The organism is uncultured Frigoribacterium sp., assembly GCF_963515265.1.
Lineage (GTDB): Bacteria > Actinomycetota > Actinomycetes > Actinomycetales > Microbacteriaceae > Frigoribacterium.
In genome coordinates, this window is sequence record NZ_CAUPYL010000045.1 from 1 (window position 1) to 15,523 (window position 15,523).

Here is a 15,523-nt window from a genome sequence, read left to right on the forward strand (position 1 = left end):
CCGTCAGCGTCGCCCGAGCGAGCTGCGCGCCGCCCTCGAGCTCGACGACGTGCGCCCCCGGCTCGAGGTCGGCCGGCACGACGAACCGCAGCACGCCCACCCCGGCGACGGTCGCGGTCGTGTCGCCGATCGACTGCGGCTCGGAGAAGACCGTCCCGGCGAGCTCCTCGCCCGCGACGAAGCCGGTCGCCGTGATCGACACCGTGTCGCCCGGCCGTGCCGTGGCCGGCGAGAGCGTGCCGGGCACGATGGTCTTCGCCGGCTCGACGACGCCGAGGTCGACGCCCAGCACCGTCGCGAGGCGCGCGAGCGCCACGTCGGGCAGCCCGCGCTGCAGCGCGTTCTCCGCGTCGGCGGTCAGCGCCGCCGCGCCGACGCCCGCGGGCCCGGTGGCGGCCGTCCCGTCGACCATCGCGTCCTGCGCGAGGTCGCGGGCGACAGACACGAGGTCGTCGGCCGCGCCCATCGAGTCGAGGTCGGTCCCCGAGAACGGGCCGACCGCCTCGACCAGCGAGCGGAGGAGGCGCGTGACGGCCTCGGCGTCCCCGCCTGCCACCGTCCCGTCCGCCGCCCAGACGTCGCCGTCGAGCACGTCCTGCACGCCGTCGCGGGCCGCGCCCGCGGGCAGTGACGCGACGAGCGCTTCCAGCCGGTCGCGCGCGCCGTCGGTGCGCAGGCCCCAGCCGTACGGGTACAGCGGCGAGTAGTCGGCGTCGCCCACGTTGATCGGCACCTGGTCGGCGCTGGCCGCCCAGGTCACGGGCAGGCGCCCGGCGAAGGGCAGGCGGCCGAAGAGCACGTCGGCCACGCCGGCGCCCTCGGAGCCCGGCAGCGACGACGCGACCACCGCGTCGGCGAGCCCGACGACGTCGCCGAGCAGCTGCGGGCGGCCCGACACGACGAGCACGACGCACGACGAGGTCGCCGCGCAGACCTTCTCGACGACGGCCTGGTCGGCCGGCGTGAGCGACAGGCTCGAGCCGTTGTTGCCGACGTCGCCCTGTCCCTCCGCGTAGGGCCGTTCGCCGACGACCACGACGCCGGTCTGGTCGGAGCGGATCGGCTCAGTGGCGCCGGGGCTCACCGTGACGGTCGCGCCGGGCGCGACCTCGCGGATGCCCTCGGCGATGCTCGTGCCGGTCGTCGTGTCGCCCGACCCGCCCTGCCAGCTGATCGTCCAGCCGCCCATCTGGCGACCGAGGTCGTCGGCGCTGGAGCCGGCCACGTAGAGGTCGGCGTCCGCGGCCAGCGGCAGCGCGCCTCCTGCGTTCTTCAGCAGCACCTGCGACTCGGCCGCGGCCTGGCGGGCCACCGCACGGTTCGCGGCGCTGCCGACGCCGTCGACGTTGGTGCGGTCGGCGAAGGGCTGCTCGAACAGGTTCAGGTCGAACTTCTGCGTGAGGATGCGCCGCACGGCGTCGTCCACCCGCGACTGCGACACGGCGCCCGAGCCGACGGCCGCCACGATGCTGTCGATGAACGCGCCGTAGTTGTAGGGCGCCATCGCCATGTCGAGCCCGGCGTTCACAGAGCGGACGGCCTTGTCGGCGTAGCTGCCGCCCGGCAGCTTGTCGATGCCCTCCCAGTCGCTGATGAGGAACCCCTGGAACCCGAGGTCGCCCTTGAGCAGATCGTTGTTGAGCGCGGCGTTCTCGTGCATGCGCACGGGCCCGTCGCCGAGGTCGACCGCCGAGTACGACGGCATGATCGTGCCGACGCCGGCCTCGAGGGCAGGCAGGTACGGGTCGACGTGCAGCCGGGTGAAGTCCTCGAGCGACTCGGCTTCGGTGACGCCCTGGTCGATCGGGTACGCGCCGGTGCCGACGACGGACTCGTCGTACGTGGTGCCGCCGTCGCCGGCCCAGTGCTTGGCGGTGGCCAGCACCTCATCGGCGCCGCCGATGTCGGTCGGGTCGTCGCCCTGCAGGCCGATCACCGAGGGGGCCGCGAAGGTGCGGACGAGGTCCGGGTCCTCGCCGAACGACTCGTAGCTGCGGCCCCAGCGCTCGTCGCGCGAGACGCAGAGGCAGGGGGCGAAGGTCCACGGCACGCCGGTCGCGCGCACCTCCTGCGCCGTGACGCGGGCGATCTGCTCGACGAGCGCCGGGTCGCGGGTCGCGCCGAGGCCGGTGTTGTGCGGGAAGATCGTCGCCCCGACCACGTTGCTGTGGCCGTGCACGGCGTCGACGCCGTAGATCATCGGGATCTGCAGGCGGGTCGAGAGCGCCTCGCGCTGGTAGCCGTCGACCATGTCGGCCCAGGCAACGGCGGTGTTGCCCTGCGGCACCGAGCCTCCGCCGCTGAGCAGCGAGCCGAGGGCGCGTCCGCTGATGTCGCTCGGCGACGACAGTCCGAGGCGCTCGGCCTGGGCCATCTGGCCGACCTTCTCCTCGAGCGTCATCCGCCCGAGCAGGTCGGCGACGCGCTCGGCGGTCGGCAGCGACGCGTCGAGGTAGGGCAGGTCGTGCGCGCCGATCACGATGCGCGGCCCCTCGCCGACCTTGGCCGTGGTCGACGCGAGCGTCAGCTGCAGCTCCTTCGACTCGGCCGGCCCCGAGGAGGCGCGGGTCGTCACGCTGATCGTCTGGACCGTCCCCGAGGGCGAGCCGGCCGGGAACGTCGCCGTGCCCGAGGCCGCGTCGTAGTCGACGCCCTCGACCGCGGTGCCGTCGGCGGTCGCCCAGTCGACGACGACGTCGGAGGCGAGGGGCTCGTCACCCGCCGTCGAGAGGGTGAGCGGCACCTCCGCGGTGTCGCCCGCGTCGACGAGCCAGACGTCCTGCGTCGAGTCGACGGTCACGGAGGCGGCGGTCGCGGGGGTCCCGTAGACCTGCGTGTCGTCGATCGCCCAGCCGACCGGCGCCGGAGTGCCGGGGGCGAAGGTGATCGAGTAGCCGAACGCGCTCGTCAGGTCGAGGGTGCCGTTCTTCGTCGCGTCGTCGCCGGGCTGGTAGCCCGACGGCGTGAACGACGAGAAGGGCAGCTCGACGAGCTTCCAGCGGCTGGTGCTGCTGCCCCAGTTGTCCTTGAACGTGGCGGCCCAGAGCTCGCTGGTCTCGGCGGTGTCGCCGCCGCCCGCGGGGTCGCCGTCCTTGATCTCGACCTTGAGGTCGGCGCCTGCGGTGGGCGACGCGGGGTTGTTCGCCTGGGAGGCGTACCACCAGAACCGCAGGCCCTGGTAGCTCGACCAGTCCTGCGCGTCGGCCAGGTCGTGGCTGAGCCCGCCGTAGCCGCCCTCGGGGATCGAGTAGGTGCCGCTCAGCACGTGGTTGTCGGCGACGCCGGCGCGCTCCTGGGTCGTCACCTCGCGGCTGATGGTCGGCTCGAGCGGCGCGGGGGAGCCCCACGTGAAGAAGCCGACGGGGTCGGCCCCGGTGGTGAGGTCCACGTCGCCCTCGAAGTCCTCGATCATCGTCGCACGGTCGAACACGGCGACGTCGTCGAACAGCCAGGTGCCGGCGCCCAGGGCCGTGAGGGTCACGGCGAAGCCGGTCGAGGCGGAGGGGTCGAAGCGGACGTCGCTGGTCGGGGCCGTCTTCGAGCGGAGGTCGGCGAACAGCACGCTGACCTCCTTCCACTCCGTGCTGTCGTCGATGACGGTCTGCTCGAAGAGGGCGTCGTTGCCGTTCTTCAGCTCGTACCGCAGCGGCAGGCCGGTGGCGTTCCCCCTGAACCAGAACGAGAAGCCGTCGTGGTCGCTCCAGTCGGTGACCGCGGTGTCGTGCGCGAAGCCGAACCAGTCGGCCTGCGTGGTGGGCCCCGCGACGACCGCGCTGAGCGCCTTCGTCCCCGACGATCCCGCACGATCGGCCGTGACGGTGCCGAGCGTCGGCGTCACCGGCCCGTTCGCGCCCCACGGGAAGTACCCGGCGGGCACGTCGCCCTCGAAGTCGTCGATCACGGTCGTGGCGCCGACGTTCGGCAGCGCGCCGGTCGGCGTCACGGTGACGGCCAGCGTCGACCGCGCCCCGAGCGTCACGGGCTCGCTCGGCTCGGACAGCGTCAGGGTGAAGGCGCGACGCGGGCTGAGGCCGCCCGTCGACAGGGTCGTGACCACGACGGAGGCGGTGGTCTCGCCGGGTGCGAAGGTCACCTCCTGGTCGACCGCCTCGAAGTCCGTGCCGGCGACGGCGGTGCCGTCGGCCGACCGGACGCGCGCGGTGACCGGCTCGGTGCTCGCGCCGGTCAGGCTGAGCCCGACGGCGAGCGGCTGCCCGGCGGCGACCGTCGCGGTCGACCGGTCGAGCGTGATCGCCCGCGTCTGCGACTCCCCGAAGACCTGCAGGCCGAAGGCCGAGTAGCCGTACCAGTGCTGGCGCGGCAGGTCCCAGGTCGCGGCCGCGCGCTGCAGCATGCTGAGCCGCACGTAGCGGGCCTCGACGGGCGCGTCGGGCGTGCCGACCGCCTCCTCGTCCCGCTCGCCGTCGCTCGTCACCGTCTTCGCGACCGTCCAGCTCGCCTCGAGGGCCGGGTCGCCCTGCGTGGTCTCGATCCGGTAGCTCGACGCGTACGACGTCTCCCAGTCGATGCCGATCGAGTCGACGCGGGAGACGCCGCCGAGGTCGACCGTGACGGAGGCGGTGAACGGGACGTCCTCGTCGGGTCCGTTGCCGCTCGCCCAGCGCGTGGTCGAGTCGCCGTCGATCAGGGCGTCGGCCGGGAACGTGCCGTCCTTGTCCGACTGCGTCGCCGAGGCGACGACCGTGCCGTACCGCGCGAGGTCGACCGGCGCGGCCGAGGCGGCGACCGCGGGCAGACCGCTCAGCAGCAGGGCCGAGACGGCGGTCAGCGCGGCGGGGCCGAGCAGGCCGCGGGCGCGGTGCCGGGAGCCGGGCGCGCGTCGCGAGGACGAGCCAGCGGTGCGAGGTGAACGAGTGCGGACAGGACCGACGGCCACGATTACTCCCTTGTAATCACGAACTGACGCGGGACAGTCCACGCCGCCACTTCGTCGTGGCCGCGTGCTGTCGCGAGGCAGGACCGCCCTCGCCGACCCCGCGAACGGGGGCCAGGGGCGGACCGGCTCATCGTATTCACACAGGCGGCGCAGAGGCAAGGGGCCCGGCCCGTCCTTTCGGCCCTTGCGTGAACGTTCACGGTGATTTAGTCTCAGGTCCGACACAGCCGTCGAAGCGCTTCGCCGAGACGAGTGACCAGATGTACGACGACTCGACGAGGAGGCCGAGATGACCACGATCCACGACGTGGCGAAGGCCGCCGGCGTCTCGATCAGCACCGTCTCGTACGCGCTCAGCGGCAAGCGGTCCATCCGGGCCGACACCCGCCTCCGGATCGACGCGGCCGTCCGCGACCTCGGCTACCGCGCCAACGCCGGAGCCCGGATGCTGGCCGGCACGCGGACGAACATCCTCGCCCTCAGCGCTCCCATGCACGCCGAGACGCACCCGCCCGCGTTCATGTCGTTCGTCGTCGCGATCGCGACGGCGGCCCGTCACCACGACTACGACATCCTGCTGCTGACCGAGGCCGACCCGCTCGAGGGCCTCCGCCGCGTGGCGTCGAGCCAGCTGGTCGACGGCGTGGTGCTGATGGACGTCGACACCGACGACGTCCGCCTCCCGCTGCTGCGCGAGCTCGACCTGCCGGCGACGGTCGTCGGCGTGCCCCGCGACACGACCGGGCTCGTCTGCGTCGACTTCGACTTCGAGGAGGCGGCACGCACCTCGGTCCGCCGGCTCGCCGACCAGGGCCACCGGTCGATCGGCATGGTGGGCCACGCCGCGGCCCTCTACGAGCACGGCTCGAACTTCGCTCCGCGGTTCCGCGACGCCTTCGTCGCGGCGATCGAGGCCGACCCCCGCGGGCTGCGCGGCGCCGTCGCGCACGCGCCGGCGCCCGGCGACCCGCGTGACGCGGTCGAGGTGCTGCAGGAGGCGCTGCCCGACCTGACCGCGCTCGTCCTGAACTGCAACGAGGGCGCCCACCGCGCCGTGCTCCGGTCGCTCGCCGCCCGCGGCCTGCGCGTGCCCGACGACGTGTCCGTCGTCTCGGCCTGCTCGAGCTTCGACACGGCCGAGTTCGTGCCGGCGCTCGACGTCGTGCCGCTGCCCGCCGAGGAGTCGGGTCGCCGCGCGGTCGAGCTGACCATGGCCCAGCTCGACGGCCGGTCGACGGATCAGGTGCAGCTGATCGCGCCGACCTGGATCGCGGGCCGCTCGACCGCGGAGGTCGCCGTCTCCTGACTCCTCGACGCGCCGGACGCTCGACGGCCCGTCGTCGAAGCGCTTCGACACTCCTTCCCCACCCGCACCACCCGCCCGCACCCACCCACCACCGAGAGGCCCCCGATGTCGACGCTGACGTCCCGCTCCCGCGACCTGCCCGAGCCCCGCACCTTCCCCTGGATCACCGACGGCCTCGCCCTCGGCGGCGACTGGTCGCCCGAGCAGTGGCCCGAGGAGCTCTGGGCCGACGACGTCGCCCTCATGCGCCGCGCCGGGGTGAACAGCATCAACCTCGCCGTCTTCTCCTGGGGCCTGCTCGAGGTCGCCGACGGCGAGTTCGACTTCGGCTGGCTCGACCGCGCGATGGACCTGCTCGCCGACGCCGGCATCGGCGTGAACCTCGCGACGCCGACCGCGGCGCCGCCGATCTGGCTGTTCCGGGCGCACCCCGAGATCGGCCTCGTCACCGACCGCGGCGTGCGGGTCTCGCAGGGCGGCCGGCTCGGCTGGTCGCCGAGCTCGGCGGTGTTCCGCCGCTACGCGCTGCGGCTCGTCGAGACCATGGCGGCCCGCTACGCCGACCACCCGGCCCTCCGCCTCTGGCACGTGAGCAACGAGCTCGGCAACGAGAACTCGCACTGCTTCAGCGACGAGACCTCGGCCGCCTTCGCGACCTGGCTGGAGGCGCGGCACGGCACGGTCGACGCGCTGAACGCGCACTGGGGCTCGGCCTTCTGGGGCCACCGCTACACGTCGTTCGACCAGGTCGAGGCACCCCGCTTCACCGGCACGAGCCACAACCCCGGCCTGCTGCTCGACTTCGAGCGCTTCAGCAGCGACGCCCTGCTCGGCCACTACCTCGCCGAGCGAGAGGTGCTGCGGCGCGTGACGCCCGAGGTGCCGATCACGACGAACTTCATGATCCAGAACCACCCGGGCGTGCACGACTACGCCGGCTGGGCGCGCGAGGTCGACCTCGTCGCCAACGACCACTACACGATCGGCGTCGACCCGGAACGCTGGGGCGAGCTGGCCTTCAGCGCCGACCGCACGCGCGGGATGTCGCAGGGCGAGCCCTGGCTGCTGATCGAGCACTCGACCTCGGCCGTCAACTGGCAGCCGCGCAACCGCGCCAAGTCGCCCGGCGAGCTGGCGCGCAACAGCCTGGCCCACGTCGCACGAGGAGCCGACGGCGCCCTGTTCTTCCAGTGGCGCCAGTCGACCGCGGGCAGCGAGCAGCACCACTCGTCCGTCGTGCCGCACGCCGGTGCCGACAGCCGCGTCTACCGCGAGGTGGAGGCGCTCGGTGCGACCCTGCGCCGCATCGGCGCCGTGCGCGGGTCGACCGTCGAGCAGGCCCGTGTCGCGATCCTCTTCGACGAGATCAGCCCGAACGCGCTCCGCTCGGGGAACAACCCCAGCGTCGACGTCACCGCGCTCGACCAGCCGCTCGCGTTCCACCGCGCGCTGACGCGCAAGGGCGTCGCGGTCGACGTGGTCGCGCCCACGAGCGACCTCTCCTGCTACGACCTCGTCGTCGTGGCGACCCTCTACCTGTGCCCCGAGGAGGCGGTGGCCGGCCTCGAGGCAGTGGTCGCCCGCGGCGGCACCGTCGTCGTCACCCCGTTCTCCGGCATCGTCGACCGGCACAACCGCGTCGTCGAGGGCGGCTACCCGGGCGTGCTGCGCGAGCTGCTCGGGGTGCGCTCGGAGGAGTTCTACCCGCTGCTGCAGGGCGCCGAGGTCGAGCTGTCCGACGGCCGTCGCGGCCGCGTCTGGAGCGAGCTCGCCGAGCCCCGCGCCTGGGCCGCCGGCGCGGCCGCCACGGTCACGAGCACCTACGCCACGGGCCAGCTCGCCGGGCACCCCGCGACCTTCCGCCGTGAGGCCCCGGGCGGCGGAGCGGCGCTCTACCTCACCACGCACCTCGACGACGCCTCGCTCGCCGCCCTCGTGGACGAGCTCGTCGCCGAGCAGGGGATCGCGCCCGCCGCGGCCGGCGACGACGGCCTCGAGAGGGTGCGCCGCACCTCCTCGACCGGGTCGTGGCTCTTCGCGATCAACCACGGCGACGTCGACCAGCAGGTCGTCGCGACCGGGGTCGACCTCGTGTCGGGCGAGCGTGCCGACGGCTCGTTCACCGTCCCCGCCGGCGCAGTTGCGGTGATCGAGGAGACCACCGCCCGCTGACCCGCCGCGGGCCGCACCGAACCCGCACCGCACCCGTACCCGTACCCGCACCGCACCACCCGCACCGCACCGCCCGCGTCGAAGGAGATGCAGATGAGACACCCGAAGACCGTGAGGGTCGCAGCACTCGCGACCCTCCTGATCGGGGGAGCCGCGCTGAGCGGCTGCTCCGCCGTGGGCGGCGACGACGTCGTCCGCCTCGAGTACTGGGGCTGGGGGGTCGGCCAGACCGAGCAGGTCGCCCTCTGGAACGCCGCGAACCCTGACGTCCAGGTGCGGCACACCGACGCCGGAGGCGGCACGGACTCGGCCGCGAAGCTCCTGACCTCGAGCCGGGCCGGCAACGCCCCGGACGTGGCGCTCGCCGAGTACACGACGATCCCCTCGCTGGTGATCGCGGACGTGCCGCGCGACATCACGGACCTCGTGGCCGACGTCGACGACGCGTTCACCGAGGGCACCTGGGCCCAGACGACGTTCGGCGGGCAGGTCTACGCCCTGCCGCAGGACGCCGGGCCGATGGTGCTCACCTACCGCGCCGACCTGCTCGCCGAGACGGGCCAGGCCGTCCCGACGACGTGGCAGGAGTTCGGCGACGTCGCCCGGGCCGTGCACGAGCAGCGGCCCGACACGGTGCTCGCCGCCGTCCCGGCCGGCGAGCTCGGCTTCTGGGCCGGGGTCTCGGCCCAGGCCGGTGCCGACTGGTGGTCGGTCGACGAGGACGGCTGGACGGTCGGCATCGCCGACGAGCGGATGCTCGAGGTGGCCGACTTCTTCGAGCAGCTCGCCGCCGACGGCTCGATCGACACCGACCCCGTGCTCTCGCCCGAGTACAACAAGCGCGTCAACGACGGCACGATCGGCGGCTGGGCCGCGGGCATCTGGGCGCCGAGCGTGCTCGGCGGCGTCGCCCCCGACACCTCCGGCTCCTGGGCGATCACGCCGCTGCCCGAGTGGACGCCCGGCGACGCCGCGGTGCCGTTCCAGGGCGGCTCGGCGCTTATCGTCACGAAGAACAGCGAGCACCCCGAGGAGGCGGCGGCGTTCGCCAAGTGGATGAACGCGAGCACCGAGGGCAACCAGTCGCTGCTCGACGTGCGCGGCGTCTACCCCGCGTCGATCGAGGGCCAGGAGCTCGCGATCGGCAACGCACCGCCCTCGCTGATGCCGCAGCAGACCGACTTCTACGACGTCGCCGCCGAGGTCTCGGAGGACGTCCTCCCCACCACGTGGGGCCCCAACGTCGCGCTCGCGACGACCACGCTCACCGACGAGCTGAACGCGGCGATCGCGGCCGGCACCCCGTGGCGCGACGCCTTCGTCGCGACCCAGGCCGTCGTCGTGGCCGACATGGAGGAAGTGGGATACCAGGTGACCACGAATGGCTGACACCGCGCTGCGCCCGGAGATGACGCACCCCGTGACCGCGAGCCCGGCCCCGCGCCCGGCACGCGGCCGTCGCCGGAGCCCGCTGGCTCCCTACTTGTTCGTCGCGCCGGCCGTCGTGCTGTTCGTGGTGTTCATGCTGATCCCGCTCGGCTACACGATCTGGTCGAGCCTCCGGGCCTACCGGATCGAGGAGGGGGCGTCGGTGCTCGGCGTCCGCGTCGACCGGTTCGTCGGCCTCGAGAACTACGTCGCCGTGCTGCAGGACGCCGAGCTGCTCGCCAGCTTCGGCCGGCTCGGCATCTACGGAGTGATCGCGGTGCCGCTGACGCTCGGGCTCGCGCTCCTCTTCGCGCTGCTGCTCGACGTTCCCGCCGTCCGCGCGAAGCGGTTCGCGCGCACGGCGATCTTCATCCCCTACGCCGTGCCCGGCATCACCGCGGCGCTGCTCTGGGGCTTCATGTACCTGCCGAGCACCAGCCCGTTCTCGTACGTGACGAACGCGCTGGGCTGGGGGCCGATCCCGTTCCTCGAGGCCGGCGGCCTGTTCGGGTCGCTCGCCAACATCGCCGTCTGGGGCGGCGTCGGCTTCAACATGATCATCATCTACACGTCGCTCCGCGGCATCCCGGCCGAGATCTACGAGTCGGCCCGCCTCGACGGCGCGAGCGAGCTCCAAGTCGCCCTGCGCATCAAGGTGCCGCTCGTCGTCCCCGCGCTCGTCCTCACCGGCGTCTTCGCGCTGATCGGCACGCTGCAGCTGTACGGCGAGCCGAACACCCTCCGTCCCCTGACCACCGAGATCACCCAGAGCTGGGCACCGCTGATGACCATCTACCGCGACGCGTTCCTGACCGACGACCTCCCGTCGGCCGCCGCCTCCTCGACCATCCTCGCGCTCGGGACGGTCGCCCTCTCGGCGATCGTGCTCGCCGTCGCGAACCGCCGCCGGAAGGAGGGCGTCTCGTGACCGCCCTCGACACGCGCCGCGGCGCCCGTGCCGAGGCCGACACCGGCCGAGGAGGCGCGGGCGCGGCCCGCAGGACCACCCGCTCGGGCGGCCCCTCGCCCCGCGCGAGCCGCCGGGGCAAGCTGCTGCCCACCATCGTGCTGCTCATCGGCGCCTTCTACTGCCTCGTGCCGGTCGCGTGGGTGTTCGTCGCGTCGTCGAAGTCGCCGGGCGAGCTCTTCACCTCGTTCTCGTTCGCCCCCGGCACCGGCCTGCTCGGCAACCTCGGCGACCTGTTCGCCTACGAGGGCGGCCAGTACGGGCTGTGGGCCGCGAACTCGCTGCTCTACGCGGGGGTCGGCGGCGTGCTGTCGACGCTCGTCTCGACGATGGCGGGCTACGCCCTGGCGAAGTTCGCGTTCCGCGGGAGGAACCTGATCTTCTTCATGATCCTCGCGGGGGTGCTCATCCCGGGCATCACCCTGGCGATCCCGCAGTACATCCTGCTCAGCGAGATCGGGCTGGCGGGCGGGCCGATCTCGGTGCTGCTGCCGATCATCATCAGCCCGTTCGGCATCTACCTCTCGCGGGTGTTCGCCCAGTCGGCGGTGCCGCAGGAGATCCTCGAGGCGTCGCGCATCGACGGCGCGGGCGAGTGGCGCATCTTCCGGCACATCGTGCTGCCGATCATGGTGCCCGGCATGGTGACCGTGTTCCTGCTGCAGTTCGTCGGCATCTGGAACAACTTCCTGCTGCCGTTCGTGATGCTCAGCGACCAGGCCGACTACCCGCTCACCGTCGGCCTCTACACGCTGCTGTCGAAGGGGTCCGGCGCCCCGGCGCTGTACTCGCTCGCCATCACCGGGGCGGCCGTGTCGATCATCCCGCTCACGCTGCTCGTGCTGTTCCTGCAGCGCTTCTGGCGGCTCGACCTGATCTCGGGAGGGCTGAAGGGCTGATGACCGAGCCGATCCGCACCTTCGAGGCCCCCGGACACACGGCCGCCTCCTGGCCGGCCGTCAGCTCGCCGGCCACCTCCTCGACCCCCGCGTCCCGCGCACGCCCGGAAGGCAGCACCGCATGAAGTTCACCGACGGCTACTGGGAGATCCTGCCCGGCGTCACCGCCTTGTACGCCCAGGAGGCGCACGACGTGTGGGAGCAGGACGGCGGCCTCGTCGCCTACGCCCCGACGAAGCGCATCGCGGGGCGCGGGGACACCCTCAACCGGCCGATGCTCACCGTGTCGCTGTCGTCGCCGGCCGAGGGCGTCATCCGCGTCCGGATCGAGCACCACCAGGGCGCGCGCGGCCGCGGCGGGTTCGACCTGCCCGGCGACGACGGCTCCCGGGTCGGCGAGGTCAGCGTCGTCGACGGTGTCGGCACGCTCACGTCGGGGGCGCTGACCGCGACCGTCGGCGAGGGGGCGCCCTGGTCGCTCGAGTTCAGCTCGGGCGGCGAGCGGCTGACGGGATCGGGGCACCGGTCAGTCGGGTACGTGACCGACGCCTCCGGCCGGTCGTTCGTGCACGAGCAGCTCGACCTCGGCGTCGGCGAGCACGTCTACGGCCTGGGGGAGCGCTTCGGCCCGCTCGTGAAGAACGGCCAGACGGTCGAGATCTGGAACGCCGACGGCGGCACGTCGAGCGAGCAGGCCTACAAGAACGTGCCCTTCTACCTGACGAACAAGGGCTACGGCGTGCTCGTCGACGACCCGGGCGCCGTCTCGTTCGAGGTCGGCACCGAGTCGGTCGAGCGCGTGCAGTTCTCGGTCGAGGGCGAGTCGCTCGAGTACCTCGTGATCGCCGGGCCGACGGGCAAGGACGTGCTCGAGCGCTACACGGCGCTCGCCGGGCGCCCTGCCCTCGTGCCGGCCTGGAGCTACGGCCTCTGGCTGACCACGAGCTTCACGACCGACTACGACGAGGCGACGGTCACGTCGTTCATCGACGGGTTCGCCGAGCGCGACCTGCCGCTGTCGGCGTTCCACTTCGACTGCTTCTGGATGCGGGAGTTCAGCTGGACCGACTTCGTCTGGGACCCTCGCGCGTTCCCCGACCCCGACGCGATGCTCGCGCGGCTGCACGACAAGGGCCTGCACGTCTGCGTCTGGGTCAACCCCTACATCGCGCAGCGCTCGCCGCTCTTCGCCGAGGGCGCCGCGGCGGGGTACCTCGTGAAGAAGGCGAACGGCGACGTCTGGCAGTGGGACATGTGGCAGGCGGGCATGGCGCTGGTCGACTTCACGAACCCGGAGGCGGTGGCCTGGTACCAGGGCTACCTGCGGCAGCTCACGGCGCAGGGAGTCGACTCGTTCAAGACCGACTTCGGCGAGCGGATCCCGACCGACGTCGTCTGGCACGACGGCAGCCACCCCGAGGCGATGCACAACCTCTACGCGCAGCTCTACAACCGCGCGGTGCACGAGGTGCTGGTCGACGAGCGGGGCGAACGCGACGCCGTCGTCTTCGCCCGCTCGGCGACCGTCGGCGGCCAGACGATGCCCGTGCACTGGGGCGGCGACAACTCGTCGAGCCACGTGTCGATGGCCGAGACGCTGCGCGGCGGGCTGTCGCTGTCGATGGGCGGCTTCGGCTTCTGGGCGCACGACATGGGCGGCTTCGAGGGGCTGCCCGACGCGGGCGTCTTCAAGCGCTGGCTCGCCTTCGGCCTGCTCTCGTCGCACTCGCGGCTGCACGGGTCGAGCTCGTACCGGGTGCCGTGGCTGTTCGACGACGAGGCCGTCGACGTCACGCGGTCGTTCACGAAGCTCAAGCTGTCGCTGATGCCGTACCTGTTCCAGGCGGGCGTCGAGGCGCACGAGCGGGGAGTGCCCGTCATGCGGCCGATGGTGCTCGAGTTCGACCGCGACCGCGCCGTCGTGCACGTCGACACGCAGTACATGCTCGGCCCCGACCTGCTCGTCGCGCCGGTGTTCTCGGCCGACGGCACCGTCGAGGTGTACCTGCCGCACGGCCGCTGGACGAACTGGTTCACCGGCGAGGTCGTCGAGGGCGGGTCGTGGCGCACCGAGCGGCACGGCTTCGACACCCTGCCGCTGTACGTCCGCGAGGGCGCGGTCGTGCCCGTCGGCGCCCGGGACGACCGGCCCGACTACGACTACCTCGACGGGCTGACGCTGCACGTGTTCCCCGGGCCCGACGGGGTGCGAGAGGTCACCGTGACCGACCAGGCGACAGCCGAGCCGACCGTCTTCCGCGTCGAGAGGCGAGGAGGCGCGGTGCAGGTGACCGGGCCGGAGGGCGCGACCCTGCCTGCCCTGGTGGTGCGCGCCTCCTAGGCGGCTCGCTCGGTTGTCGCATCACGTTCCGAGCATCCCGTCGCGCCACGGCGGGACGCGATGCTCGGAACGAGACGTGACACTCGCCACCCCCGGCCGGGGGCCAGCCCGGGGTACGGGGCGACGCCACCGGCCGGGGTACGACCGGTCGCGCGTCAGCCGGGAGAACCAGCGCGATCATTGTGCTCGTCGCCGATCAGGCGTATATCTCAGTCAACGGGGAACGTCAGCACGTCCGACACGTGTGCTCTGGTGCCTCCTCTCCGCAGTCAGGTGCCGCCATGGCCCGCACGACGTCCACCCTCCTTCTCTCGCGGACGGCCGTCGTGCTCGGCGTCGCCGCCGCCCTCACGGTCACGGCCGCGCTGCCGGCCCAGGCCGACACGGTGATCCCGGGCCCGGTGGGGCTCGGCTCCGCCGCGACCTACGGCGTCCTCGCGAGCTCGGCGATCACCAACACCGGCCCCAGCGTCGTCGACGGCGACATCGGCGTGAGCGCCGAGGGCGCGATCACCGGCTTCGACCCCGCGACGGGCCCCGGCGTGATCGCCGCGGGAGGCGTCGTGCACGTCAACGACGCCGCCTCGGCCCAGGCGCAGGCCGACCTCACGACCGCCTACGACGTCGCGCGGTCGCTGACGCCGCAGGAATCCGGCGTCACCGAGCTGGCCGGTCGGTCGCTGACCCCCGGCGTCTACTCGGGCGGCGAGGTCGCGCTGTCGGCCAACGGCGCCCTGACCTTCGCCGGCACGGCGGAGTCGGTCTGGGTCATCCAGGCGTCGAGCACCCTCACCATCGGCTCGGCGACGACGATGATCCTGCCCCCGGGCGCGAGCGCCTGCAACGTCTTCTGGCAGGTCGGCAGCTCGGCCACCATCGGCACCGGATCGCAGTTCCGGGGCACCGTCCTCGCGCAGACGTCCGTCAGCGTGAACGACGGCTCGACCGTGATCGGCCGTCTCCTCGCCCGCACCGGCGCCGTGACCTTGATCAACGACGCGATCACCGTGCCGGAGGACTGCGCGGCCGGCGACGTGACCAGCAACCCGACCATCACCTCCGGAGCGCCCACCACGGCCACGGCGGGCACGCCCTACACCTTCCCCGTGACGGCCAGCGGAGCCCCCTCCCCGACCTTCACGGTCACGGGGGGCACCCTGCCCGCCGGACTGAGCCTCGACTCCGGCACCGGCGTCATCTCGGGCACGCCCACGACGCCCGGCTCGACGACCGTGACGATCACCGCCTCGAACGGCGACGCGCCCGACGACAGCGAGACGTACGTGATCACCGTCGACGCGGCGGCGGTCGTGCCGCCGGTCGTCGTGCCGCCCGTGACCACGCCGCCGGTCACGACGCCGCCCGTGACGCCCGCCGTCCCGGTCACTCCCGTCGCTGACCGCACCCGCGGCCAGCTCTCCGCCCAGCGCCTCGCGAACACGGGCGCCGAGAGCACGCTGCCCGCACTGCTCGCCGGGCTCGCGCTGGTGTCGGGCGTCGCGCTCGTCGTCAC

8 protein-coding genes are annotated in these 15,523 nt (G+C 73.0%); 7 read left to right on the forward strand and 1 reads right to left on the reverse strand.

Translation table 11 applies throughout. The features are described from left to right. On the reverse strand, positions 1–4,897 hold a 4,897-nt coding region (locus RWM17_RS06200), incomplete at its 3' end, for a glycoside hydrolase family 3 N-terminal domain-containing protein (protein ID WP_314102145.1). A gap of 289 nt (positions 4,898–5,186) precedes the next feature. On the opposite strand from RWM17_RS06200, the gene RWM17_RS06205 reads away from it, so the two are divergent. From RWM17_RS06205 to RWM17_RS06235, 7 genes are all read left to right on the forward strand, one after another. Beyond that, positions 5,187–6,203, forward strand: a complete 1,017-nt coding sequence (locus RWM17_RS06205) for a LacI family DNA-binding transcriptional regulator (protein WP_314102146.1) — start codon at positions 5,187–5,189, stop codon at positions 6,201–6,203. Between the two features lie 105 nt (positions 6,204–6,308). Further along, positions 6,309–8,375, forward strand: a complete 2,067-nt coding sequence (locus RWM17_RS06210) for a beta-galactosidase (protein WP_314102147.1) — start codon at positions 6,309–6,311, stop codon at positions 8,373–8,375. A gap of 93 nt (positions 8,376–8,468) precedes the next feature. Then, positions 8,469–9,764 (forward strand): extracellular solute-binding protein, encoded by a 1,296-nt coding sequence (locus RWM17_RS06215; RefSeq protein ID WP_314102148.1) that lies wholly within the window; start codon positions 8,469–8,471, stop codon positions 9,762–9,764. Further along, positions 9,757–10,731, forward strand: coding sequence for a sugar ABC transporter permease (locus RWM17_RS06220; RefSeq protein ID WP_314102149.1), 975 nt, complete (start codon positions 9,757–9,759; stop codon positions 10,729–10,731). Before RWM17_RS06215 ends, RWM17_RS06220 begins: the two co-directional genes overlap by 8 nt. Beyond that, positions 10,728–11,669, forward strand: a complete 942-nt coding sequence (locus tag RWM17_RS06225) for a carbohydrate ABC transporter permease (protein ID WP_314102150.1) — start codon at positions 10,728–10,730, stop codon at positions 11,667–11,669. The genes RWM17_RS06220 and RWM17_RS06225 overlap by 4 nt, the downstream gene beginning before the upstream one ends. A 121-nt stretch (positions 11,670–11,790) precedes the next feature. Beyond that, complete coding sequence (gene yicI / locus RWM17_RS06230) at positions 11,791–14,010, forward strand: alpha-xylosidase (protein ID WP_314102151.1); 2,220 nt, start codon at positions 11,791–11,793, stop codon at positions 14,008–14,010. A gap of 281 nt (positions 14,011–14,291) precedes the next feature. Further along, positions 14,292–15,523, forward strand: a 1,232-nt coding sequence (locus tag RWM17_RS06235; RefSeq protein WP_314102152.1) for an ice-binding family protein, incomplete at its 3' end; no start/stop codon positions are given.